Raw genomic sequence first — 23,862 nt, forward strand, 5'->3', positions numbered from 1 at the left:
CTCATACCTCAAGGTCGGTGCCGTCGGGGAAGCGCAGGACGACGGTGCCTTCCTCCACCGTGCACGTGAGGGAATCCCGCAACACCGAAGGCCTGACGGTGTCCTGGGACAGGACGACGAGCGTGACGTGGACGCTTGCCCCGCCCTGGTGACCGGCGCCCTCGTGACCGGCGAACGTGAGATACGGCGTCGCCGAGTGCGGACCGTAGGCGTTGGCCGCCACCTCGCGGGTGATGCCCGCCTCCTCGTTCCACCCGTGGAGTGCGACGACGGCGCTGGTCACCCCGGCCTCCGTACGGGTGAGGGCCCAGCCAGGACCCCGCTCGGCACAAGGCGGTGTCTCGTCGGCCACCGCATAGCCGCCCTCGCGGACCGTCACACCGGGCGGGGCCTGGACGCGGTGGACGCGCACCTCCCACGGGCCGTGCAGCACGCTGGTCGTCTCGACGGGGAACTCTTCCTGCGTGCCCGGAAGGAGCGCGTCGTGGCGCGATGCGGCCACGCGTCCCTCGCACCTCACCGGATGGATCCGACGGCGGCGGGAGGCTGTGCCGTCCGGCGCGAGCAGGGCGAGGTGGTTGTCCACGGTGCGCGCCCACGCGCGGGAGCCGGTCTCGGGGGCGGTCGCCGTGGAGTAGCCGAACTTGGCGTAGTGCGGGTCGTCGGCCGCGGGGCCCTGAAGGGGGTTGTGGTCGCTGCCGTGGTTGATCAGGCGGACGATGCCGTCGTGGCGCGTGCCGTGCAGGAGCCAGCCGGGCTCGGGGAGCGCCGTGTACTGGTCGGACTCCTCGACGGGGAGCGGGAGTTCGGCTTCCGTCCACACCGGGTGGTCGGCGGGCAGGAGCAGGCCGAGGAATCCCTTGCTCGCCCAGTACGGGGACGCAGGACCCGAGTAGGGCTGCGTGGACGGCAGGAATGTTCCGTACCAGCCGAGCGGCAGCAGTCCCCGTTCGTCGGGGACGCCGCGCTCCACGAAGTGCCGTGCGGTGCCGGACGCGAGGCGCCGGGTGAGGCCGGGGGCCAGGGGCGTGCAGTCGGCCAGGGCGCCCATCCAGACCGGGGCGGTCGCCGCGAAGCGGTACGTCAGGGAGCGGCCCTGGTGGACGGGGGCGCCGTCGGCGCCGAAGAAGTGCGGGTAGGTGGCGAGGAACTGGGCAAGGCGTTCGCGGTAGACCTTGGCGCGCCCTTCGTCGTCCGGGCCCGCCATGCGCGCCCACAGCAGCGGGTACAGATGCATCGCCCAGCCGATGTAGTAGTCGAAGTTGCGTCCTTCGCCGTCGCTGTACCAGCCGTCGCCCCGGTACCAGTCCTCGATGCGGTCCAGGCCGCCGTCGATGTCCGCCTTGCTGTACGGGGCGCCGACGGAGGCCAGGAACTGCTCGGACACCACCTGGAACAGACGCCAGTTGTTGTCCCACGTCCTGGCGCCGACGAAGCCGGAGAACCAGTCGACGACCCGCTCCTGGACCCGGGAATCGAGCTTGTCCCAGATCCAGGGGCGGGTCTCGTGCAGAGCGACCGCGATCGACGCGGCCTCCACCATCTGCTGTGAGCAGTCGCTGAGTTCGGGCCAGGCCTCGCCGCCCGCGCCGTCGCGGTCCGTGCCCGTTGTCAGACCCTGCGCGTAGCGTTCGATGAGGTGAGGGTCCACCTCGCCGCCCGCTCCCGCGATCCGGAAGGAGGCGAGGAGAAATGACCGTGCGTACCCCTCGAGACCGTCCGACACGACCCCGGACCAACTGCCCCGCCCCGGCAGTCTGTACTGCGCGAAGTTCGGCGTCGCGTACGGGACGAGCGCCTCCAGCTGCCGGTCGGCGAGCGCCTCCCAGTGGGACCGGGTCCAGCCCGTGAGCGGGGACAGGACACGGTCGGTGGGCGGCAGGGCCAGGTGCGGTGCGGGCCTGAGCGGCGGTGCGGACATGGTGGGTCTGTGCTCCTTGTCGCTGTCGATGGGGCCCGGTGACGGGCGGCGCCGTCACCTCAGGTGCGCGGTGTGCGTATGGCCGCGCGAGCCCGCGACACGGACGGTGACGACCGCGCGGCGGCCCGGGGTGACGGTGACCGTGTCATCGGCACGCACCACCTTCCGTACGGGGAAGGGCAGTTCGAGGGTGACCGTCGTGCCCGTGCGGCCCGGGTCGGCCACGGCAAGGGAGATACCGTCGCCGCCGCGTCGCGCGATCACGGTGCACGGGCCCGATGCCGTGATCCCGGCCGCGCTGCCCGGCTGCCAGAAGTGCGCGGCGGTCAGGCCGTGGCGGCGCGCCTCGACGGCCTGTGCGGTGGCGTTGTTGGCGACGACGCGGACGGGCCGTGAGAGGGACCAGGCGGCGGTCGCGGCGGTGCTCGCGCCCGGGAGGAGGACGTAGGCGTACGAGGACGCGGCGGGGGAGACGCCGTGGTCGAGCCACAGGGTCAGATAGCGGCGGGTGACCGGAGTCGTGCTGCCGCCGGTGTCCGCGCCGGTGTTGATCGCCCGCCAGGTACCGGTCCGCTCCTCGCGCAGGGCGTGCAGCGCCTGGGCGGAGTGGTCGGGGAAGACATAGCCGCCGGTGCCGTCCAGATGGGCCCAGCGGGCGCCGGGCAGGGACGCCGACCAGCCCGTGTGCGAGGGCTGACGCCGGTCGTCGACCGTGAGCCGCGGCGCCCCGTCCTCGTACAGGTTCCGGTTCTCGACGACCGTCTCGATGGTCCGGCCGTCGCTCGCGGTGATGTCCGCTCCCAGGGCGATGACCGCGTTGTCGAGGAAGAACCACGCCTTCCTCGCCCGCAGCGTGCTGCCGTCGGCGAGGAGTTCCATCGCGGCGGCGCCGTACCTGCGCTCGAGCACCGCGCCACCCGCGACGGCGTTCTTCGGAAGATAGGTCCCGGTGCCACCGCCCGAGCCGATGTCGGCGCGTGTGCGGGTGTCCACGGTGGTGCCCGGCAGGCGGTACGGATCGACCGTCGCCCAGAAGCCGTCCCCGAACTGCCCCAGGTCGTCGCCGTCGTAGAGGTAGGCCATGCCGTCGCCTGTGTACCAGCCGTGCAGGTTCTCGCCGTTGCCCGCCTCGTACGCGGCGATGCGCTTCGAGGAGAGCGAGAGCGTGAGCGCCCAGCCGGGGCGCCGGTGCACCACCCGGTCCATGTCCGCGAAGGCGAAGTGCCCGGTGAGCCGGTCGGTGGCCGGGACCGCGGTGTCGTCGAGTACGGCCTTGGCGCGGGCGATGGCGGGAACGCCGACCAGGCCCAGGTAGGGATGGGACTTGTTGCGGCGGATCCACCCCTTGGCCAGTGCGCGCCAGCGTTCGGCGTACGCGGCCGGGGCTCCGTCCGCCAGCTGGAGGATGTTGGTGACGGCCGCCGCGCCGTCCTTGTGGTCCGGTGCCTTCTCGCGGGATGTCGCGCGCCCCCGCAGCGCGTCCATCATCAGGCCGTCGAAGACCACCGGCGAGAACGTCCGGTCCACCGCCTCGTAGAGGACGGACGTCTTCGGGTCGGTGACGGCCCACTCGGAGTCCGCGAGCAGCGAGATCAGCTGTCCCGCGCTGCCGAGCAGGACACTGCCGTACGTGCCCGTGTACGCGACGGAGCCGTGCTGCACGAACGACCCGTCCTCGTAGAACCCGTCGCCCGAAGTGACGTACGTGAACAGGCTGTTCCTGCCCTTGTCCCGGACATCGGACAGGCCGTCGCGTGCCAGGGCCAGCGTGGCCGCGTCCTTCGCCACAAGTCCGCGCAGCGCCACGATGACCGCCTTGTCGGCGCGGTTGGCGCCCGTCTCGGCCAGGGTCGGGGCGTTGGTGCGGCGGTCCGGGTCCGGGCAGAACCTCGCCACCGTGGAGACGTACTTCGTGAGGTCGGCCGCGGGGATCTTCTCCCGCAGCAGCACGCAGGTGTCCATCAGGGCGCGGGGCGCGCCGATCTCCCAGAACCACCAGTTGCCGGACTCGGGGCGGCCGGTGTTGTAGGCGTCGGCGTGCAGGAAGCGCAGGGCGTCGAGCAGGGCGTCCGCCGCCTCGGCGCTCTCGCTGAGGGAGGTGCCGGGCGTGGCCCAGGCCGTCGCTATCGTGCGCAGGCGGGTGTAGCTCTGGCCGAAGTTGCCCGGGTCCTTGGCGGGGGAGAGGTCGGCCCACAGGGCGCCCCGGCCCGCGGACCGGTCCAAGTCGCGCCACCAGGCGGACGCCTGGGTGTCCAGGACCTTCAGCGCCGCCGCGAAGTCCGGGTCGTCGGCGTCGAACGCGCCACCGGTGAGCTGGGCCGCCGCGCGGCCAAGGAGCGTGTCGTACGGGTCCGAGTCCGCGGCGCCCCAGGCCCTGCCGCCGCCCGCCGCCAGCGGCACGAAGGCGGATGCGGCACTCGCGGCGAGGATCGTGCGGCGTCGTGGTCCTGGTCCGGTGGAGCCGGAGTGGGGCGTGCGCATGGGGAACTCCCGTGAGGCATCGGGGCATCGGGGCATCGGGGTGTTGGGGGCGTCGGGGTGTCGGAGTGCCAGGGCATCGGGTGGGGGAGCGGGGTGCGTGAACTGTGATGCGTGAGTGATCCCGCGACAGCATGTAAGCGGTTGCTATGGCGCGCAAGAGGGCCGGGAATCTTTCTACGGTCTTTCTGTCCGGCATTGGCCTCTGCGGTGGGCGTCAGAGGGCTAACCGGTCACGGCTGGGGTGTTGACGCTGACAGTAAGCGATTACTACGTTGCGACCCCATGGCTGAGAACAGGATCCGAACCGTACGTGCTCGAAGCACCCGGACCGTCCGCGCCGCGACAGCGACCGCAGCCGCGGCCGCCACCCTCGCGCTCGCCCTCCCCGCCCACGCGGCGCCCTTCACCCCGACCCCGGGTGCGGACGGCGTCGGCGACCCGCTGTTCCCGACGCTCGGCAACGGCGGCTACGACGTCCGCCACTACGACCTCTCCTTCGACTTCACGCCGGTGACGTACGACTTCACCGGCACCATGAAGATCAAGGCGAGAGCCACCCAGGACCTGTCGTCCTTCAACCTCGACGTCGACTCGCTTGCCATCGACGCCATCAAGGTCGACGGCAAGAAGGCCACGTGGGCGATCGGGCCCGGTCAGAGCGGTCAGGAGCTCACCGTCACCCCGGCGGGCGGGCTGCGCGACCGTCGCGCCTTCGACGTCGAACTGACCTACCACGGCAACGGCAGGACCAAGCCGATCGGACAGCCGGGCTGGCGCTACATGTCCGACGGCGGCTTCGCATCCGCCGCCCAGGCCTCCCGCGCGGACACCTTCGCACCGGTCAACGACCACCCCTCCGACAAGGCGACCTGGTCCTTCCACCTCACCGCCCCCGACGGCTGGACGCCCGCCGCCAACGGCAACCTCACCGGCACACGCGAGGCCGCCGGGCCCGCGGGAACCGGCGGATCCACCGAACCCAGGAAGAGATCCACCGAACCAAGGAAGACCTGGGACTTCGCCCTCAAGTCACCCATGGCGCCCGAGCTGCTGGGGATCTCCGTCGACAAGCAGACCTACGTCCATGGCCGCGGCCCGCACGGAGTGAAGCTGCGCCACCTCGTCCCCGAGGACCAGCAGGCCAAGTACAGGCCCATCGCCGAGGAGACCGGCGGTCAGCTGGCGTGGCTGGAGAAGACCCTCGGGGTGCGCTACCCGTTCGACACCTACGGCGTGCAGATCGTGCGGGACGGCTACAGCGACGCGTTGGAGAACCAGACCCTCTCGCTCTTCGGTCCCTCCTGGTTCGACCGGCCCACCTACTCGACCACCATGGTCCACGAGCTGACCCACCAGTGGTTCGGCGACTCCGTCACCCCCGCCACCTGGCAGGACGCCTGGCTGAACGAAGGTCCCGCCGTCTACTACGCGGCCGTGTGGGCGGACCAGAAGGGCTTTGAGCCCATCGAGGAGAAGATGAAGACCGCGTACGCCGAGCTGGACGCGGTCCGCAAGACCGACGGCCCGCCCGGAAAGCCCACCGGGCTCGGCGGCTTCAACATCTACGACGGCGCCGCGGTCTCCCTCTACGCCCTCGACCAGCAGATCGGGCAGGAGAAGTTCGAGGCCGTCATGAAGGCGTGGCTGACCGAGCACCGGCACGGCAACGCCTCCACCCAGGACTTCATCGACAACGCCGTCGAGGTCACCGGCGACGACTCGGTCGGTACGTTCCTGAACCACTGGCTGTACGACCTCGACAACCCGCCCATGCCGGGCCACCCGGACTGGGGCGTGGCCAAGTGAGGCGGCCACGCGTCATCACCGCAGGAATGGTCGCCGTCGCTGCCGTCGGAGCCGTCATCGCCCCGCAGGGCGCAGCCCAGGCCGCCCCAGGCCCCAAGATCCTCCACGTTTCCCCGAACGGCGCGGACCCGAACGGCGCGGCCCAGAGCGGCGCGGACCCGAACGGCTCCGGAGCGTCCTGCACCGCCACCCGCCCCTGCTCCCCGCAAGCAGCCCGTGACGCCGCCCGCGCCGTCAGCGGAAGAGACGTACGCATCGAACTCGCCGACGGCACCTACGAGATGAGCGAGCCGCTGAAGCTCGGCGCGGCCGACTCCGGGCGCGACGGGCGCACCGTCACCTGGACCGCCGCGCGCGGCGCCCGCCCCGTCCTGTCCGGCGGACGTGCGCTGACCGGGTGGCACAAGGGCGCCGACGGCACCTGGTCGGCCGAGGTCCCCGAAGGGGTCACTCCGCGCCAGCTGTTCGTGGACGGCGACCGGGCCGTGCGCGCGCGGGGCGCGACCTGCGCGGCGAGCACCTGTGACGCGACGAAGACCGGCATGACGGGTGCCACGGCCACCGGCATCGCCAACTGGCGGCGGCCCACCGGCGCGGAAGCCGTCATCAAGGTCCGCTGGCGCGACTACCACTGCCGGATCACCGGCGTGGAAGGCGACAACCTCACCTTCGCGCAGCCGTGTTGGACCAACTCCGCGAGCGGCACGAACCGTACGGGCCCCGCCTGGGACTCCACCACCGTCGACTCCTCGCGCTACTCCCAAGTCGCCTTCTTCGAGAACGCCCGTGAACTCCTGGACGAGCCCGGCGAGTTCGTATGGGATGCGGCGGACCGCACCGTCACCTACCTCCCGCGCGAGGGCGAGGACATGCGACGCGCGCGCGTGCTCACCCCGTCGACCGAGCGGCTCATGGTCATCGACGGCGCCCACGACCTGCGCGTGCAGGGCATCGGCTTCGCGTACGCCGCGTACGGTCGGCCCTCCACGGACGAGGGCTACGCGGGCACGCAGGCCGGTCTCACCCTCACCGGAGCCACCGGGCCCGTCGATCACGCCGGTCGGCACTACACCAAGCCGAGCGCGGCACTCACGGTGCGCGGCGGTCGCCATGTGGACGTCACCGCAGCGGAGTTCACGCATCTGGGTGGCGCCGGGGTCGTCCTCGAAGCCGGTACCAAGGACACCTCCGTCACCCGCTCCCGCTTCACGGACCTGTCGTCCGGCGCCGTGTACGTCGGTGACACCGAGCCGGAGCCGGAGGCCGGGCTCGCGGGTGAGCGGAACACCGTCGCGTACAACACGATCCGCCGCACCGGCGTCGAGTACACCGACTCGGTGGGTGTCTGGGCCGGATACGAGGCCGGGCTCAGCGTCGACCACAACACCCTCGTCGACCTGCCCTACTCGGGGATCTCCGTCGGCTGGGGCTGGAACCAGCCCGAGGCCCAGAAATCCGCCCTCCGGGACAACCGGATCACGAACAACCGGATCACGAACGTGATGCGCGTGGAGCACGCCCAGCACGACGGCGGCGCCATCTACACCCAGGGCGCGCAGCCCGGCACGGTCGTCTCCGGCAACTACATCAACCGCTCCGCCTACGGGAACACCGAGCGTGACGGCAACGGCATCTACCTCGACGAGCAGTCCTCGTACATCCGTGTCGAAGGCAACGTCATCACCCGCGTCGGCTACAAGTGGGTCTCCAACTGGGCCGATTACGGCATCCAGAACCACGCCACCGGCAACTGGACCGACACCGACACCCCGGCCCTCACCGGCACGGGGTCGACGATGAAGGACAACCACACCAAGCTCGACCGGCTCCCCGCCGAGGCGCTCGCCGTGGCGGCCCGCTCGGGCGCGCACCGAGCGGCTGCCGAGCAGCTGCGCCCCGATCTCGCCCGTACCGGCGTCGCCTCGCAGTCCTCCACGGACGGCGCGGCCCCGGCGGCGTACGCGATCGATGGTGACACCTCCACCGACACCCGCACGCTCTCCGAGCCGGGCGCCTGGTGGCAGGTCGATCTCGGCGGCGTCCGGCGCGTGGGACAGATCGAGGTATGGAACAACGCCTCCATGACGACGGCCGACTTCGACGTCCAGATCGGGGGGACCCCGGACTTCGCCGACGCCACGACCGTGCACGTCACCGGACGATCACTTCGGCCCACACTCCTCGACACGGACGCGGAAGCCAGATACATAAGGATCAAGCTCACCGGGGCGGGACGCGTCGCGCTCGCCCAGGTGCTCGTCCATCCGTCACGTACGTAGGCAACACCCGAACTCCCCAGATATCTGTACGGAAAGGCACACCATGACCGACCTCCGTCTCGGCGTCCTCGGCTACGGCCTGCGCGGTTCGCTGGCCCGCACCGCACACCGGCCCGGCGAGGGCCACCGCGTCACCGCGCTCGCCGACCACGATGTCACCGCGCGGACGGAGGCGGCCGTGGCCTTCCCCGGGGCCCTGATATCCACCGACCACCGCAAGGTCATCGAGGATCCGGACATCGACGCCGTCGTGATCCTCACCCCGGACCACACCCACGCGCAGCTCGCCTGCGAGGCGCTGCGCGCGAAGAAGCCCGTCTTCGTGGAGAAGCCCCTCGACATCGGCATCGAGGCCTGCGACGAGATCCTGCGGACCGCGTACGAGACGGGAACCCGCCTCTACGTAGGCCACAACATGCGCCACATGCCCGTGGTCAGGCTGATGCGCGACATCATCAGGCGCGGTGACATCGGTGAGGTCAAGACGGTCTGGGTGCGTCACTTCGTCGCCTACGGAGGCGACTGGTACTTCAAGGACTGGCACGCCGAACGACAGAACACCACGGGCCTGTTGCTCCAGAAGGCGGCCCACGACATCGATGTCCTGCACTGGCTCGCCGACGGGTACACCCGCCAGGTGCAGGCCCTCGGCGACCTCATGGTCTACGGGGACAATCCGCACCGCCGCGAGCCGGGCGAGCCGAAGACGGACGACTGGTACACCGAGGACGGCCACTGGCCGCCGAACACCCAGCGCGACCTCAACCCGGTCATCGACGTGGAGGACGTCTCCCTGGTCAACATGCGCCTCGACAACGGGGTCCTCGCCTCCTACCAGCAGTGCCACTTCACGCCCGACTACTGGCGCAACTACACCGTCATCGGGGACGCGGGCCGCCTGGAGAACTTCGGCGACGGCCCCGGGGGAGTGGTGAAGGTCTGGAACACGCGGCGCTCGACCTACCGCCCCGACGCCGACGCCGAGTACCCGGTGCCGGACGCCGAGGACGAGGGCGGGCACGGCGGATCCGACCCGCTGCTCATCGAGGAGTTCGTCCGTTTCGCCCGCGAGGGAGGGCGCACCGACACCTCGCCGGTCGCGGCCCGGATGGCGGTGGCGGCGGGCGTGCGCGCGACGCAGTCGTTGCGGGACGGGGGCACGCCGCGTGAGGTGCCGGTCCTCGACCCGGAGCTCATCGCGTACTTCGAGCGGGGTCAGACCCGCTAGTCGGCGGGGCCTGAATCGGGCCTGGGCCGGGCTTGAAGGAAAGCTGCGGCGGCGCTTAAGAAATCCTCGATGGACCAGGGCGCCGCCGTAGGGAAGATTCCTGTGTCGTCGGTGGAACAAGCGACGTACGACAGGAGCCGCTGCGTTGAAGGCGCTGGTCAAGGAGAAAGCAGAGCCGGGTCTCCGGCTGATGGACGTGCCGGAGCCGGTGATCGGCAACGGAGACGTCCTGATCAAGGTGCTCCGCACCGGGATCTGCGGCACCGATCTGCACATCCGGGCCTGGGACGGCTGGGCGCAGCAGGCGATCGCGGCGCCGCTGGTCGTCGGGCACGAGTTCGTCGGCGAGGTCGTCTCGACCGGGCGGGACGTCGCGGACATCAAGGTCGGCGACCGGGTCAGCGGCGAGGGCCACCTGGTCTGCGGCAAGTGCCGCAACTGCCAGGCGGGCCGCCGTCACCTGTGCCGCGCGACGGTGGGGCTCGGCGTCGGCAGGGACGGGGCGTTCGCGGAGCTCGTCGCGCTGCCCGCCGCCAATGTGTGGGTGCACCGCGTCGCCGTGGACCTCGACGTGGCCGCGATCTTCGACCCGTTCGGCAACGCGGTGCACACCGCGCTGTCCTTCCCGCTGGTCGGGGAGGACGTGCTGATCACCGGGGCGGGACCGATCGGCCTGATGGCGGCGGCCGTGGCCCGGCACGCGGGCGCCCGCAACGTCGTCGTCACGGACGTCAGCGAGGAGCGCCTGGAGCTGGCCCGCAAGGTCGGCGCGAGCCTGGCGCTGAACGTCGCCGAGACCTCGATCTCCGGGGGGCAGCGCGAACTGGGCCTGCGCGAGGGCTTCGACGTCGGTCTGGAGATGTCGGGCAACCCCGTCGCGATGCGCGACATGCTCGCCAACATGACGCACGGCGGCAAGATCGCCATGCTCGGTCTGCCGGCCGAGGAGTTCGCCGTCGACTGGTCCCGGATCGTCACCTCCATGATCACGATCAAGGGCATCTACGGCCGCGAGATGTTCGAGACCTGGTACTCCATGTCCGTGCTGCTCGAAGGCGGCCTCGACCTCGCTCCCGTGATCACGGGACGCTACGGCCACCGTGACTTCGAGGCGGCCTTCGACGACGCGGCGAGCGGCCGCGGCGGCAAGGTCATTCTCGACTGGACCTCCTGACCTCCCACACCGCGGCTGCACGCTCTCCACGGCTTAACTCCCAAAGGAATCAAGCATGTTCGACTCCGTACGCGACGACCTGCGCACCACCCTCGACGAGATCCGCGCCGCGGGCCTGCACAAGCCCGAGCGTGTCATCGGCACCCCGCAGTCCGCCACGGTCGGCGTCACCGCGGGGGGCCGCCCCGGCGACGTACTGAACTTCTGCGCGAACAACTACCTCGGCCTCGCCGACCACCCCGAGGTCATCGCCGCCGCGCACGAGGCCCTGGACCGCTGGGGCTACGGCATGGCGTCCGTGCGCTTCATCTGCGGCACGCAGGAGGTGCACAAGGAGCTCGAAGGGCGCCTGTCCGGGTTCCTCGGCCAGGAGGACACCATCCTCTACTCGTCCTGCTTCGACGCCAACGGCGGAGTCTTCGAGACGCTGCTCGGCGCCGAGGACGCGGTCATCTCCGACGCGCTCAACCACGCGTCGATCATCGACGGCATCCGGCTCTCCAAGGCCCGCCGCTTCCGCTACGCCAACCGCGACATGGCGGACCTGGAGCAGCAGTTGAAGGAGGCCTCCGAGGGCGGGGCGCGCCGCAAGCTGATCGTCACCGACGGCGTCTTCTCCATGGACGGGTACGTCGCCCCGCTGCGGGAGATCTGCGACCTCGCCGAGCGCTACGACGCCATGGTGATGGTCGACGACTCGCACGCCGTCGGCTTCGTCGGTCCCGGCGGACGTGGTACGCCCGAGCTGCACGGCGTCATGGACCGCGTCGACATCATCACCGGCACCCTCGGCAAGGCGCTCGGCGGCGCCTCCGGCGGCTACGTGGCGGCGCGCGCGGAGATCGTCGCGCTCCTTCGCCAGCGCTCGCGCCCTTACCTCTTCTCGAACACCCTCGCCCCGGTGATCGCGGCGGCCTCGCTGAAGGTCATCGACCTCCTGGAGTCGGCGGGCGACCTGCGGGAACGGCTCGCCGCGAACACCGCGCTCTTCCGCTCGCGGATGACGCAGGAGGGTTTCGACATCCTGCCCGGCGACCACGCGATCGCCCCGGTGATGATCGGCGACGCCTCGGTCGCGGGACGGATGGCCGAGCTGCTCCTGGAGCGTGGCGTGTACGTGATCGGCTTCTCGTACCCCGTGGTGCCGCAGGGCGCGGCCCGTATCCGCGTCCAGCTGTCGGCCGCGCACTCCACGGACGACGTGAACCGTGCGGTGGACGCCTTCATGGCGGCGCGGGCGGAGCTGGACGCTTCGGGTGCCTGAGCGTCTCCACGGGTGCTTGAGCGCCTGCACAGGTGCCTGAGCACCCACGGGGCCCGAGCGCCCACGGGCCTGAGCACCCACGGGTGCCTGAGCAGCCACGGTTCTGAGCGCCCACGGGCGCCCGTGGGCTTGGCCGGACCGCTGGTGTCGGTGAGGTCCGCGGTTTGGGACAATCGACCCCATGATCGAAGCGCGGCGGCTGCACATCCTCCGTGCGGTGGCCGACCACCGCACGGTGACGGCCGCTGCCGCCGCGCTCTACCTCACGCCGTCCGCGGTCTCCCAGCAGCTGACCGCCCTGGAGCAGGAGACCGGTCACCGCTTGGTCGAGCGGGGTGCACGCGGGGTCCGTCTCACCCCGGCGGGCGAGATCCTGCTCTCCCACACGAACGCGGTCCTCGCCCAGCTGGAACGGGCCGAGGCGGAGCTCGCCGCGTACAGCTCGGGTGAGGCGGGGACGGTGACGGTGGCCTCCTTCGCCACGGGGATCGCCCTGGTGGTCGGTCCCGCTCTCGCCCGTCTCTCGTCCGGTGCGCCCGGGATACGCGTGCGGGTGCAGGACGCGGAGGGCGACGCGAGCCTGCCGATGGTCCTGGACCGGCAGGTGGACGTCGCCGTGGCGGTGGAGTACCGGGGCGCGCCGGGTGCGGACGATCCGCGCCTGACGCGGGTCCCGTTGTACGTCGAGCCGTTCGACGCGGTGCTCCCCGAGACGCATCGCCTCGCCGAGTCGGAGCGCGTGCCGCTCGCGGAGCTCGCCAAGGACGCGTGGATCGGGCCCTTCGCGGGCAACCCCTGCCATGACGTGGTGATACTCGCCTGCGAGGCCGCGGGCTTCCAGCCCCTGCTCGAACACTGGTCGGACGATTTCCGGGCGGTGGTCGCGCTTGCCTCGGCGGGCATGGGCGTGGCCCTGGTGCCGCGGTCGGCGCTGCGCGGCATGGACGTCTCGGGGGTGGTGATCCGCCCGGTGGAGGGCGTCGCTCCCACCCGCCGGGTTTTCGCGGCGGTGCGGTGCGGAGCGGAGGAGCATCCGCTGATCCGCCCGGTGCTCGACGCGCTGGGGGAAGCGGCGGGGTAGCGGCGGGTAATGGCGGGGCAGCGGTGGCGACCGGCCCGCGGCCCGGCCCCGTCGGCGGTGCGCCCCGACGGGACAGGGCCGGGTGCGGACGCCGGCGGGACGGTGGCTACATCCAGAGGCCGTCCAGGAACGGGTAGACGTCGATGAGCCTGGCCGGGCCCTGGATGAGCTTGTCCTCGGAGACGACGACGAACTCGTCGCCCTTGGTGAGGAAGTAGTGGGCGGTGGAGTCGGCGACGGCCGTGCTCGCCGCGTCCGGGCCGAACCCGAAGGCCTCGGGTGCGGCCGTCAGCAGGAACTGCTGGTGGTAGGAGCCACGCCACAGGTGCACCTCTGCGGGATCCACGGTGCAGCTGTCCTTCTGGCCGAAGACCACAAGCCGCCCGCCGTCGTTGCCGAAGGCGGTGACATCGCACAGTTCGCCGACCGCCTGCAGGAGTTCGGGGTGCAGGATGTTCTCCGCGTCGTGGACGGGGCCGTGGCTCTTGTCGGAGAACTCGACGGCCTGGTCCCGCATGAAGCCCAGGTAGGTGTGGCCGCTGTGCTCGGCGGCCGGGCCGACTGCTTCGAAGCCGTCGCTGAACGGCTTGGGCAGGTGCGGGAACTGATCGGCGATCTTCCTCGGACCTCCTTCGATGCCGCGCCGCTTGGAGAAGCGGATGAACTCGTCCCCGCGGAAGCCGTCGAAGCGCACGTAGGGCGTATCGCTGTCCGGGATGGCCTTGGCCGCCGACTCGAAGATGCCGCCGCCCGCGTCGAGCGCCTGCTTGGTCGCGCCGCTCAGGGAGCCGAGTACGGTGCCCAGGACACCGCCGCTGGAGGAGACGACGGTGGCCGTCAGCGCGTCGAATCCCTTGGCCTCGCCCCGGCCGGGCACCCGTTCGAGGATCCACTGCTGGGCGGTGCGGGGGCCCAGGGCGGGCTTGGCCGCCTGCTCCAGGGGCGCGTCCGGCGCACTGCTGTCGTTGCGGACGGAGAGTAAATGACCGCTGTTCACGTTGACCAGCGTGTACCGGTCGTCGCCGATCTCCACAGGCCGCCACAGCTGGGACACAAGGAGATCCTGCCGGGTCTCCGCCGGACACTGCTGCACCTGCGAGCCCGCGCGCCCGCGGCCGGTCATGATGTCCATGCGCAAGGTGCTGTGCACGCTCTGCAGCGTCCAGGCGTCCTCCCTCGCCGCGTTGGGCCGCAGATGCCACAACTGGCTGTACCGGGCCGTTCCTTGCGGGTGCAACTCCTGCTGTACGACCGGCACGCTCTGTGCGGTCTTGGCTCCCTGCACTCCCGCGTACAGCCCGCTCTCCTCGTTCTTGAGCAGGTAGATTCCCTCGGACAACGCAGACATTTGTCAACCTCCGTGGAAGACGGACAGTGATCCCCCCGCGTGTGCGCCTCACAGAGTAGGAGGTGAGACCGATTACCGATACGGGCTGATTTCGGCTGCTCTTCACCCCTCAATTACCGGGGCGTGCGGCAGCCGTTCATACGGACGTCGACCCAGGTGGCGACAACTCTCCCCGTCGGCACGTCCGTTGGGGGAACGCACGGCGGGGCGGGACGCGCCGGGGGCGCGGGGGCCGGTTCTCGCCTGTGACGCCGTCTCAGCTGCCGACCGGGGCTCTATTTGCTATTGGGATTCCCTCTGCTTGCTCTCGGGATCTCTCCGCGTCAGCCCGCCGGAGACCGGCGCGGTGCCGAGATCGCCGTCCCCGTCCTCGTGGCGCAGGACCCAGTCGTCGAGGTCGCGTGCCGCTTCCAGCGGGTTGCCCGCCGTATAGGCCCGCCACCAGCCCGCATCACCGGGATCCGCGACGGTGCCACCGCCTTCGAGTTCCTTCCGGAAACAGGACTCTGCGGCGGCGAAGCGCGCTCGCGCGCTCTGCGGCTCCACGCCCAGAACGTCGCCGATGCGCTGCCAACTCGCGCCGCCCAACCGCTCGCACACGGCGGCGGCCTCGAAGAACCGGTGTGCCGCCCTGAGCACGCCGGCGGCGTCGGCCAGCACCGAGCCGGGGGAGCGGGCGGTGCCGTCGGGGCGCAGTTCGTGTTCGCCGACCGGTACGGCGGCGCGCGCGAGACCGGCCAGTTCGCACGCCTCCTGGGCCATCGCCAGCCGGGCTCGCGCCGCCTCCGTGTACGGCGACTCGGTGGCGTCGGAGTCCTCGTCCGCCATGCCGGCCGACCTCAGCCGCGTACGAAGTAGAGGACGGTCATCGTCACGGCCGTGGTGAGGATGATGCTCCGCAGCAGCCGGGCGGAGAGACGCCGTGCGAAGTGGGCGCCGACGAAGCCGCCCGCCAGCGCGCCGACGAACATCGGGGCGAGGACGCGCGGAGCGTCGAGCGCGTCCGACGCGACGAGGAGCAGTGCGGTCGCGCTGAGATTGATGGCCGCGATCTGGGTGATCCGCATCGGATTGCTGACGGCGGCGTCGAGGCCGAGGCCGATGCCCCACAGGGCGAACATCATGATGCCTACGGCTCCGCCGAAGTATCCGCCGTACAGCGCGAGCAGGAACTGGCTGACCAGAACGGCTCGCGGACTCATGCCGAGCTGGCGGCCGAGCGCGCCGCTGATCGTGCGGGACAGGAGGCGGCCGAAGGCGAGAACCACCGTGGCGAACGCGAGCAGCCACGGCACGGCGGCGTCGAACGAGGCCGCGGGGAGGGTGAGGAGCAGGGTGGCGCCGAGCCCGCCCCCGATCACGCTGACCGTGGTCAGGGCTGTCGTCGACGTCGCTCCGAGCGGGGCGAGTTCGCGTCGGTAGACCCATCCGCTGGCCACGGCTCCCGGCACCAGGGCGATGGTCGACGACGCGTTCGCCGTCACCGGGGAGAGGCCGACGGCGACCAGAGCGGGCAGTGCCACGAACGTGCCTCCGCCGCCGACGGAGTTCAGCGCTCCGGCGGCCATGCCTGCGATCAGGACCAGCAGAATCTCGGACACCCGCCGAGCATCGCCCCGTGACGGGTGGGTCCACAATGCGTAATCGATGTACCCAGCCTTAGGCTGTGCCATAGGCTCATGAGGTGCGCTACGACCTCGACGATCTGCGGCTCTTCCTCGACACCGTGACGGAGGGGTCGATCACGGCAGGCGCCCGCCGGATGCATCTGAGCCTGCCTTCGGCCAGCGCCAGGGTCCGCTCCCTTGAGCAGCAGGCCGGTGTGGCACTCCTGATCCGCGGCAGGAGGGGTGTGCGCCCCACCCCGGCGGGGACCACACTGGCCCGGCACGCGCGCGAGGTACTCGCCCAGACCGTCCGGCTCGAAAGCGCCGTCGCGAGCTATACGAGATCCCCGACCGCGCCCCTGACACTCCTGGGCGGCGGTTCCGCGGTGCACAGGCTCGTACCGCAGGCGCTCGTCTCGTTCCTCCGGGCGCACCCCGACGTCGACGTCAGGGTCTCCGAGAGGCGCACCCCGCAGATCGTGCGGATGCTCGTCGACGGCGAGGCGGACCTGGGCATCGTCCTCGACGACGAGGCACGCGACTGCGGTCTCGCCATGGAGCCCCTCGGTGACGACTCCCTCGTGGTGGTCGGCCAGGCCGGAGGGATCCTGGCGGGCCGTACGTCGCTGACCTACAGCGAGGCCGCCGAACACCCGCTCGTCGGGCTCGACGCCGCTGCCTCGCTGCGTCGCTGGATCGAGAGACACGTGGGCCCCCACGCACCCGTGGTCCGCTACCGCACCACGGTCGCCGATCTCAATGTCCTGGTCGCCCTGGCGGCGGCGGGCGTCGGCCTCGCGATCGTCCCACGCCGCGTGATCGACCCCACCCAGCCCCTGGACGTGTGCGACCTCCAGGACCCCTGGGCCCGGCGCCACCACCTGCTGGCCTGGGGCGCCAAGAACGGCCCCGCGTCCCCGGCGACAGAGGCGCTGGCCGACCATCTGCGCAAGGCGTCCACCTCGGAGCCCATGCTGCCGGGCCATCGGGTGGCCGAGTGGGGGTGAACGGGCGGGTGCAGGGTGCAAGGTGCCGGGTGGCGGACTGTGGCGGCAACTGCTGGTTGCCGAGAGGACCCAGGCCGACGGCCGCCCCATGCTGGTCCGCAGTACCACCTCTACTGGTTGCCGAGAGGGCTCAGGCCGACGGTCGCCCCCATGCTGGTCCGCAGTGCCACCTCTACTGGTTGCCGAGAGGGCTCAGGCCGACGGTCGCCCCCATGCTGGTCCGCAGTGCCACCTCTACTGGTTGCCGAGAGGGCTCAGGCCGACGGTCGCCCCCATGCTGGTCCGCAGTGCCACCTCTACTGGTTGCCGAGAGGGCTCAGCTCGACGGCCGCCCCGTGCTGGCCCGCAGCACCACCTCGCCCCGCACCCGCTCCACCCGTGACCTCGCACCCCGCTCACGGAGCGCCAAAGCGAGTACATCCCGCCCCATCCGCGTCAACGGCAGCGCCACCGTGGTCAGCGGCGGTGTCAGTTCTCCGACCAGGGGGATGTCGTCGAAGCCCGCGAGCGACACGTCGTCCGGCACGCGCAGCCCTCGCTCCCGCAGCGCGCCGAGGGCCCCCACGGCCATCACGTCCGTCACCGCGAAGACGCACGTCGGCCGCCGGCCCCGGCGCAGCAGTTCGGCCGCCGCCGCATGACCCCCGTCGCGAGTGAAGGCACCCTCCACGATCCGCTCCGGAGGCAGGGGCACCCCCGCGTCGGCCAGCGCCGCGCGGAACCCGGCCAGGCGGTCCGCGACCGTGGTGAGCCGTTCGGGGCCTGTGAGGACGGCGAACTCCCGGTGGCCCAGGGCGAGCAGCGCCCGCGCCAGAGCCCCCGCCCCCGCCCGGTTCTCGGGCTGCACCGTGTCCACGCGCAGACTGCGGTGCCTGCTGATCACGGCGACGCGGCCCCCGTCACGCATGTAGGGAGCGAGCTCCGACTCCAACGCCCTTTCCCACGTGGGGTCCTGGAAGCCCGAGCCGATGAGCAGGATCGCGCGGGCCCGCTGTGCCCGCAGCATCGAGACGTACGCGATCTCCCGCGCCGGGGCGCGGAAGGTGCTGCCCAGCATGACCAGTACATCCTGCTCGGCCGCCGCCGCCATCACCCCGCTCGCGATCGCCGCGAAGTAGGGGTCGCCGACGTCGTGGCAGATGACGCCGACGGTGTTGTTCGAGGAACTGGCGAGCGCCTGCGCATGGGCGTTGGGGATGTACCCCAGCTGCTCCGCCGCTTCGAGCACCCGGCGCCGCAGGTCCTCGCGGACGCGGGTCGTGCCGTTCAGGGCCCGTGACGCGGTGGCCGGGGAGACCCCGGCGGTTCGGGCCACCGAGTGCAGAGTGACATGCGGCCCGTGTTCACGGCCGCGCCCCGGTGCGGGTAGCTGCTCACGGGGCTGCCCCGAGCCGGCTCTCCCCGCTCCGGCCGCCTGCTCCCCGTACCCGCGCCCGGCTCCGGCTTTCTCTACACGGGACCGCCCCGCTCCGGGTTCCTGCTCGCGCCCTAGCGCCCGCACCGCGCCCCCTTCGTCTCGCGCCGCGAAACTTCGAGCCGACCTATTGACCCTGCGGTCAGCCAGTCATTAGCGTGGCGGACACCTTATCAGAAAGCGCTTTCTGAAAGCGGTTTCCGCACCACCGAAGCTCCGCAACTACCTCCGAAGTTCGCTGAATGCCAGGGGAGTTCACCGTGAGCCAGAGTGCACTACAGGCAACTCCCGTGAAGACAGCGGGCGTCGCCGAACGCAGCAGCCCGACTCTGCGGCAACGTACCGCCGACGCCGCCGAGAAGAGCTGGCGTCCGCTCGTCCTGCTGCTCGTCTGCTTCGGGGCCTGGTGGCTGATCGCCGCCACCGAGATGGTCGAGGCGTACCTCGTGCCCTCACCCGGCGCGACCCTCGACGTCATCCTCGACAAGCCCGACTATCTGTGGCAGCACACCTGGGTCACCACGTACGAGACCCTGCTCGGCTTCATCATCGCCGTGGGCGTCGGCATTCTGTCCGCGGTCGTCATGGTCTACTCGACGACCGTCGAGAAGACGCTCTACCCGATCCTCCTCTTCGCCCAGGTCGTGCCCAAGATCGCGATCGCCCCGCTGTTCGTCGTCTGGCTCGGCTTCGGCATCGCTCCCAAGATCCTCATCGCCGTTCTGATCGCCTTCTTCCCCGTCGTCATCTCGATGGTGACCGGGCTGAAGGCCGTCGACCCGGAGATGCTCCAGCTCTCCGCCACCATGGGCGCGCGCCCTTGGCAGACCTTCCTCAAGATCCGCTTCCCGGCGTCCCTTCCGCACCTGTTCTCCGGCCTGAAGGTGGCCGTCACCCTCGCCGTCACCGGTGCCGTCGTGGGCGAGTTCGTCGGCGCGAACGAAGGTCTCGGCTATGTGATCCTCCAGGCCAACGGAAACCTCGACACCCCGATGCTCTTCGCGGGGCTCCTCGTCATGTCGCTGATCGGCGTCGTCCTCTTCGTGCTCGTCGAGATCGCCGAGAAGCTGCTTCTGCCGTGGCACGCGAGCCGCAGGGACGTGGCCGCCACCACGACGTACTGACAACACTCGGCACAGCACGCCCTACTGACACCCACCACGCGGTGCCGGCGCACCCACCCCGCCATGTCCGATGCTCGACGTACGCGAGAAGGGCTGTTCCATGCACCCGCGCAGACTGCTCACCGGCCTCGTCCCCCTGGCCCTCGTCGCGGTGACCGCGACGGCCTGCGGCGGCGATGACGACAAGACGAGCACCAGCGACTCCGGCAAGAAGCTCGACAAGGTGACGCTGACGCTCAACTGGTATCCGTACGGCGAACACGCGCCGTTCTACTACGGCGAGAAGCAGAAGATCTTCGAGAAGCACGGCATCGACCTGGACATCAGGGCGGGCCAGGGCTCGCAGAAGACCGTGCAGGCCACCGCCGCCGGGCAGACCGACTTCGGCTGGGCGGACACCCCGGCGGTGCTCGCTGGCGTCGACCAGGGCGTCAAGGTCAAGAGCCTCGGGGTCTTCCTCCAGACGACGCCCGCCTCCGTGCAGTTCTTCGACGCGCAGGGCATCGACGCGCCCGCCGACCTCAAGGGCAAGATGATCGCGGGTACGGCGGGCGACGCGCTCACCAAGACCTTCCCGATCTTCCTGGAGAAGAACGGCATGGAGATCTCCGACGTCAAGGTCCAGAATACCGACCCGGCGGGCAAGATCGCCGCGGTGATCTCCGGCAAGACGGACGCGCTGCTCGGGTACGCGAGCGACCAGGGACCCACCATGCAGAACAAGGCCAAGAAGGACGTCTCGTATCTGCGCTTCTCCGAGAACGGCCTCAACTTCTACTCCAACGGCCTCATCGCCGGGCCCAAGACCCTTCAGGGCGACGGCGATCTGGCCAAGCGCATGACCGCCGCCGTGAGCGAGTCCTGGGCAGCCGCCGAGAAGAGCCCGGAGCCCGCGGTCGCCGCGATGGAGGGCGCGTCCGAGCAACTGCCGCCCAAGGACGTGCTGTCCGAGCAGTTCAAGACGACGCTGACGCTCCTGCACACCGACGCCACGAAGGGGAAGGCACCGGGCGTCAACACGGAGGCGGACTGGCAGCAGACCATCGACGTCTTCTCGAAGGCGGGCATGGTCAAGGAGGCCAAGCCCGTCGCGGAGTACTGGGACGCGGCCAAGGGGATCAAGGGCTGAGGGGCGGCAGGGGAATGACGAAGGACGCGACTCTCAAGATGAGTGACGGCCCACGGACGACAGGCGATCCACATACGAGGGCGGGGAAGGCGAGGCCGTCCGCGGTGCGCCTCGACGACGTCGCCGTCCGCTTCCGTACGAAGAAGAAGGACGTCACGGCGTTGCAGGACGTTTCGCTCGACGTCGGCGCGGGCGAGTTCGTGGCGATCGTCGGGCCTTCGGGGTGCGGCAAGTCCACGCTCCTGAAGCTGGTCGCCGGGCTGCTCGCGCCCTCGTCGGGCGACGTGCTCCTCGGCGGCGAGCCGGTGCGCGGGCCGCGCCGCGACATCGGCTACGTCTTCCAGCGTGCCGCGCTCCTGGACTGGCGCACGGCGCGCCGCAACATCCTGCTCCAGGCGGAGATGCGCAAGATACCCGGCGCCGAAGCACGCGCGCGTACCGACGAGTTGATCCGCATGACGGGACTCGACGGCTTCGACGACGCCTATCCGCACGAACTGTCCGGCGGCATGCAGCAGCGCGTCGCGCTCTGCCGCGCACTCCTCCACGAGCCACCGGTGCTGCTCATGGACGAACCCTTCGGGGCGCTCGACGCCCTCACCCGCGAGCAGATGAACGTCGAGCTGAACCGCATCTGGCGCGAGACCGGAACCACGGTCCTCCTGGTGACCCACTCGATCCCTGAGGCCGTCTATCTCGCGGACCGCGTGGTCGTGATGAGCCCGCGCCCCGGCACGGTGGAGGAGATCATCGACGTCGGCCTCCCCGCCGAGCGCTCGTACGCGACGACGCTGGCGACAGCCGAGTTCGGCGAGGCCACCGGACGCATCCGCGAGCTTCTGGGGGCGGTGTCGGTGCACGAGTGAGGCCTGAGCCGCGGCTTCCGGAAGATCGCCGGAAGCTGCTGATGTTTGCCACGCGTTTCATATTCGGGATAGCGTGCCAAATATGGTACGCGATGATGTCGATGAGCGGCTCGCCGCCCGCCTCGCCGAGCTGCGGGCGGAACGCGGCTTGTCCCTGGGCGACTTGGCGGACCGCAGCGGCGTGAGCCGCTCCACCCTGTCGCGCGCCGAACGCGCGGAGATCAGCCCCACCGCGTCGCTCCTGAACCGGCTCTGCGCGGTCTACGGGCGCACGATGTCGCAGCTCCTGAGCGAGGTGGAGGCCGAGCCCGCGCAACTGGTGCGCGCGGCCGAGCAGAGCGTGTGGACGGACGGCGCATCCGGCTTCGTACGGAGGTCGGTGTCGCCGCCGCACGCGGGGCTGCGCGGCGAACTCGTCGAGGGCCGCCTGGAACCGGGCGCGGACGTCGCGTACGACCGACCTCCCGTACCCGGCCTCGAACAGCACATCTGGGTGCTCGACGGAACGCTGGAGATCACCGTGCAGGGCGAGACACACGCCTTGGACGCCGGGGACTGCCTGCGCTTCCGGCTCTGGGGGCCGACACGGTTCCGGTGCCTGGGGGAGCGGGCCGTGCGGTACGTCCTTGTGGTGGTCGCGCGATGAGGGCGGAACGGGCGACTGCGACGCCGACGCGCCTCACCGCGGATGAACTGGCCCAATGCGCCGACGACTTGGGGGAACTGCTCGCCGACGTCGTGGACGGCGGCGCCTCCCTCGGCTTCCTCACGCCCCTCGATGGGGCAGCCGCCGCCGACTGGTGGCGGGGCCTGGCACCGGCGGTGGCGGACGGGCGGCTCGCCGTCTGGGCCGCGCGCGACGCGGGGCGGGTCACCGGGACGGTCAGCGTCGGCTTCGTGGACAAGCCCAACGGCAGGCACCGCGCCGAGATCCTCAAGCTGATGGTCCACACGTCCGCGCGCGGTCAGGGCCTCGCCCGCACCCTCCTGGCCACGGCGGAGCAGGCGGCGGCCGACGCGGGCGTGACCCTCTTGATCCTGGACACGGAGACAGGAAGCCCCGCCGAAACCCTCTATCGGAACGGGGGTTGGACGGCAGCCGGGGTCATCCCCGACTACGCGGCCGATCCGGCCGGGGTGCTCCACCCGACGACACTCTTCTTCAAGAAGACAGGTCTTTGAGAAGACGGGTCTCCAAGAAGACGAGCGGTCAGAGCGAGCGCGCCCCGGCCGGACCCGGCACATCAGTACCGCAGTGCCGCCAGATACCGGTAGCTGTTACGAGCCGTGGCGAACGGATCGGTGGGGGTGTCGTGCTCCACCAGCCACTGCTTGACGCCGCCCACGTGCGCGTGGTCGAACATCGCGGCGAAGTCCAGCGTCCCCGAGCCGACATCGGCGAAGCCGCCGTCCGGCGCCATGTCCTTCACATGGAGCGCGGGGAACCGCCGACGGTGCCGTACGAAGTACGACGCCGGATCCCCGCCGCCCTTCGCCGCCCAGTACACATCCAGTTCGAAGCCGACCAGATGCGGGTCGGTCTCGGTCAGGAGGATGTCGTACAGGCTCCTGCCGTCCACCACCACATGGTCCGTGCCGTGGTTGTGGAACAGGACCGGGCCAAGGCCCGCGTCGCGCGAGGCCTGGCCGATGCGGTTGAACTGCCGTGCGGCTTCCCGGAATCCGTCCGGCGTGTGCAGCGCCCCGGGCAGGCTCGGCACCACCGGCCACTTCGCGCCGAGGGTGTGCAGATCCTCCAGGGCCTGGGGCAGACCGCTGCCCTTGAGCGTGTCGTACGCGACGTGCTCAAGGACCGCCCTCAGGTCCACCGCGTCGAGCATCCTACGGATGTCGGCCGCGCCGTACCCGTGCCGACCGCTCACGCCCACGGTCGCGTAACCGATGTCGGAGAGGCGCTCCAGCGTGCCCGCGAAGTCCCGTGCGAGGACATCGCGCATTGTGTAGAGGTGCATGCCGATGCCGCCGCGCGGAATGCGCTGGCACCCTGACGCCTCACCCGCGCGCGCGGGCAGTGCGGTCCCGACCGCTGCCGCGAGCCCCATCGACGTACCGAGAAAGGCTCGTCTGGTCCCGTTCAGGCCGGTTGTCTTTCCGCTCGGACCGTTTCTCTTC

The 23,862-nt window shown here is 70.8% G+C and carries 19 protein-coding genes; 12 read left to right on the forward strand and 7 right to left on the reverse strand.

The window, feature by feature from the left end:
• Position 1: 1 nt before the first annotated feature.
• Positions 2-1,921: a DUF2264 domain-containing protein gene (locus ACZ5CR_RS03485; RefSeq protein ID WP_468853152.1), complete on the reverse strand. Its 1,920-nt coding sequence runs from the start codon at positions 1,919-1,921 to the stop codon at positions 2-4.
• Positions 1,922-1,975: 54 nt separating this feature from the next.
• The gene (locus ACZ5CR_RS03490) at positions 1,976-4,402 is read right to left on the reverse strand and encodes a polysaccharide lyase 8 family protein (protein WP_468853154.1); all 2,427 of its coding nucleotides are present in this window, start codon (positions 4,400-4,402) and stop codon (positions 1,976-1,978) included.
• 282 nt (positions 4,403-4,684) lie between these two features.
• On the opposite strand from ACZ5CR_RS03490, the gene ACZ5CR_RS03495 reads away from it, so the two are divergent.
• The 6 genes from ACZ5CR_RS03495 (at position 4,685) to ACZ5CR_RS03520 (ending at position 13,234) form a co-directional block, all read left to right on the forward strand.
• The gene (locus ACZ5CR_RS03495; RefSeq protein WP_468853156.1) at positions 4,685-6,208 is read left to right on the forward strand and encodes a M1 family metallopeptidase; all 1,524 of its coding nucleotides are present in this window, start codon (positions 4,685-4,687) and stop codon (positions 6,206-6,208) included.
• The gene (locus tag ACZ5CR_RS03500) at positions 6,205-8,487 is read left to right on the forward strand and encodes a discoidin domain-containing protein (protein ID WP_468853159.1); all 2,283 of its coding nucleotides are present in this window, start codon (positions 6,205-6,207) and stop codon (positions 8,485-8,487) included. The genes ACZ5CR_RS03495 and ACZ5CR_RS03500 overlap by 4 nt, the downstream gene beginning before the upstream one ends.
• A gap of 43 nt (positions 8,488-8,530) precedes the next feature.
• Positions 8,531-9,715 carry a Gfo/Idh/MocA family protein gene (locus ACZ5CR_RS03505; RefSeq protein ID WP_468853161.1) on the forward strand — a complete coding sequence of 395 codons (1,185 nt, stop codon included), beginning with the start codon at positions 8,531-8,533 and terminating at the stop codon, positions 9,713-9,715.
• 145 nt (positions 9,716-9,860) lie between these two features.
• Complete coding sequence (gene tdh, locus ACZ5CR_RS03510) at positions 9,861-10,889, forward strand: L-threonine 3-dehydrogenase (RefSeq protein ID WP_468853162.1); 1,029 nt, start codon at positions 9,861-9,863, stop codon at positions 10,887-10,889.
• Between the two features lie 55 nt (positions 10,890-10,944).
• A complete protein-coding gene (locus ACZ5CR_RS03515; RefSeq protein ID WP_468853164.1) occupies positions 10,945-12,153 on the forward strand; it encodes a glycine C-acetyltransferase in 1,209 nt (402 codons plus the stop codon).
• A gap of 181 nt (positions 12,154-12,334) precedes the next feature.
• The gene (locus ACZ5CR_RS03520) at positions 12,335-13,234 is read left to right on the forward strand and encodes a LysR family transcriptional regulator (protein ID WP_468853166.1); all 900 of its coding nucleotides are present in this window, start codon (positions 12,335-12,337) and stop codon (positions 13,232-13,234) included.
• Positions 13,235-13,340: 106 nt separating this feature from the next.
• Here ACZ5CR_RS03520 and ACZ5CR_RS03525 read toward each other — a convergent pair whose 3' ends face one another.
• From ACZ5CR_RS03525 to ACZ5CR_RS03535, 3 genes are all read right to left on the reverse strand, one after another.
• Entirely contained in the window at positions 13,341-14,582 is a 1,242-nt protein-coding gene (locus ACZ5CR_RS03525; RefSeq protein ID WP_468853167.1) for an RICIN domain-containing protein, read from the reverse strand.
• A 282-nt stretch (positions 14,583-14,864) separates the two neighbouring features.
• Positions 14,865-15,410, reverse strand: coding sequence for a hypothetical protein (locus ACZ5CR_RS03530; RefSeq protein ID WP_468853168.1), 546 nt, complete (start codon positions 15,408-15,410; stop codon positions 14,865-14,867).
• An 11-nt stretch (positions 15,411-15,421) separates the two neighbouring features.
• Positions 15,422-16,183 carry a sulfite exporter TauE/SafE family protein gene (locus ACZ5CR_RS03535; RefSeq protein ID WP_468853171.1) on the reverse strand — a complete coding sequence of 254 codons (762 nt, stop codon included), beginning with the start codon at positions 16,181-16,183 and terminating at the stop codon, positions 15,422-15,424.
• 83 nt (positions 16,184-16,266) lie between these two features.
• On the opposite strand from ACZ5CR_RS03535, the gene ACZ5CR_RS03540 reads away from it, so the two are divergent.
• Positions 16,267-17,196 carry a LysR family transcriptional regulator gene (locus ACZ5CR_RS03540; RefSeq protein ID WP_468853173.1) on the forward strand — a complete coding sequence of 310 codons (930 nt, stop codon included), beginning with the start codon at positions 16,267-16,269 and terminating at the stop codon, positions 17,194-17,196.
• A gap of 316 nt (positions 17,197-17,512) precedes the next feature.
• On the opposite strand, the gene ACZ5CR_RS03545 is transcribed toward ACZ5CR_RS03540, so the two are convergent.
• Entirely contained in the window at positions 17,513-18,511 is a 999-nt protein-coding gene (locus ACZ5CR_RS03545; RefSeq protein WP_468853175.1) for a LacI family DNA-binding transcriptional regulator, read from the reverse strand.
• Positions 18,512-18,852: 341 nt separating this feature from the next.
• Between ACZ5CR_RS03545 and ACZ5CR_RS03550 the strand changes: the two genes are divergently transcribed.
• The 5 genes from ACZ5CR_RS03550 (at position 18,853) to ACZ5CR_RS03570 (ending at position 22,911) form a co-directional block, all read left to right on the forward strand.
• Positions 18,853-19,734, forward strand: a complete 882-nt coding sequence (locus tag ACZ5CR_RS03550) for an ABC transporter permease (protein ID WP_468853177.1) — start codon at positions 18,853-18,855, stop codon at positions 19,732-19,734.
• A 100-nt stretch (positions 19,735-19,834) separates the two neighbouring features.
• A complete protein-coding gene (locus tag ACZ5CR_RS03555) occupies positions 19,835-20,863 on the forward strand; it encodes an ABC transporter substrate-binding protein (RefSeq protein ID WP_468853179.1) in 1,029 nt (342 codons plus the stop codon).
• A 38-nt stretch (positions 20,864-20,901) separates the two neighbouring features.
• Positions 20,902-21,729, forward strand: a complete 828-nt coding sequence (locus ACZ5CR_RS03560; protein WP_468853181.1) for an ABC transporter ATP-binding protein — start codon at positions 20,902-20,904, stop codon at positions 21,727-21,729.
• An 82-nt stretch (positions 21,730-21,811) separates the two neighbouring features.
• Positions 21,812-22,375 carry a helix-turn-helix domain-containing protein gene (locus ACZ5CR_RS03565; protein WP_468853183.1) on the forward strand — a complete coding sequence of 188 codons (564 nt, stop codon included), beginning with the start codon at positions 21,812-21,814 and terminating at the stop codon, positions 22,373-22,375.
• Positions 22,372-22,911 (forward strand): GNAT family N-acetyltransferase, encoded by a 540-nt coding sequence (locus ACZ5CR_RS03570; protein WP_468853185.1) that lies wholly within the window; start codon positions 22,372-22,374, stop codon positions 22,909-22,911. The genes ACZ5CR_RS03565 and ACZ5CR_RS03570 overlap by 4 nt, the downstream gene beginning before the upstream one ends.
• Before the next feature lie 62 nt (positions 22,912-22,973).
• On the opposite strand, the gene ACZ5CR_RS03575 is transcribed toward ACZ5CR_RS03570, so the two are convergent.
• Positions 22,974-23,792 carry a sugar phosphate isomerase/epimerase family protein gene (locus ACZ5CR_RS03575; protein WP_468853872.1) on the reverse strand — a complete coding sequence of 273 codons (819 nt, stop codon included), beginning with the start codon at positions 23,790-23,792 and terminating at the stop codon, positions 22,974-22,976.
• Positions 23,793-23,862 lie beyond the last annotated feature (70 nt).

The organism is Streptomyces sp. NPDC031274 (assembly GCF_055570235.1).

Excerpts from the sequence above, each read along its gene's own strand:
- ACZ5CR_RS03485 (WP_468853152.1), bottom strand. The coding sequence starts at position 1,921 with ATGTCCGCACCGCCGCTCAGGCCCGCACCGCACCTGGCCCTGCCGCCC.
- ACZ5CR_RS03490 (WP_468853154.1), bottom strand. The coding sequence starts at position 4,402 with ATGCGCACGCCCCACTCCGGCTCCACCGGACCAGGACCACGACGCCGC.
- ACZ5CR_RS03495 (WP_468853156.1), top strand. The coding sequence starts at position 4,685 with ATGGCTGAGAACAGGATCCGAACCGTACGTGCTCGAAGCACCCGGACC.
- ACZ5CR_RS03505 (WP_468853161.1), top strand. The coding sequence starts at position 8,531 with ATGACCGACCTCCGTCTCGGCGTCCTCGGCTACGGCCTGCGCGGTTCG.
- ACZ5CR_RS03515 (WP_468853164.1), top strand. The coding sequence starts at position 10,945 with ATGTTCGACTCCGTACGCGACGACCTGCGCACCACCCTCGACGAGATC.
- ACZ5CR_RS03520 (WP_468853166.1), top strand. The coding sequence starts at position 12,335 with ATGATCGAAGCGCGGCGGCTGCACATCCTCCGTGCGGTGGCCGACCAC.
- ACZ5CR_RS03525 (WP_468853167.1), bottom strand. The coding sequence starts at position 14,582 with ATGTCTGCGTTGTCCGAGGGAATCTACCTGCTCAAGAACGAGGAGAGC.
- ACZ5CR_RS03530 (WP_468853168.1), bottom strand. The coding sequence starts at position 15,410 with ATGGCGGACGAGGACTCCGACGCCACCGAGTCGCCGTACACGGAGGCG.
- ACZ5CR_RS03550 (WP_468853177.1), top strand. The coding sequence starts at position 18,853 with ATGCCAGGGGAGTTCACCGTGAGCCAGAGTGCACTACAGGCAACTCCC.
- ACZ5CR_RS03555 (WP_468853179.1), top strand. The coding sequence starts at position 19,835 with ATGCACCCGCGCAGACTGCTCACCGGCCTCGTCCCCCTGGCCCTCGTC.
- ACZ5CR_RS03560 (WP_468853181.1), top strand. The coding sequence starts at position 20,902 with ATGAGTGACGGCCCACGGACGACAGGCGATCCACATACGAGGGCGGGG.
- ACZ5CR_RS03565 (WP_468853183.1), top strand. The coding sequence starts at position 21,812 with ATGGTACGCGATGATGTCGATGAGCGGCTCGCCGCCCGCCTCGCCGAG.
- ACZ5CR_RS03570 (WP_468853185.1), top strand. The coding sequence starts at position 22,372 with ATGAGGGCGGAACGGGCGACTGCGACGCCGACGCGCCTCACCGCGGAT.
- ACZ5CR_RS03575 (WP_468853872.1), bottom strand. The coding sequence starts at position 23,792 with ATGGGGCTCGCGGCAGCGGTCGGGACCGCACTGCCCGCGCGCGCGGGT.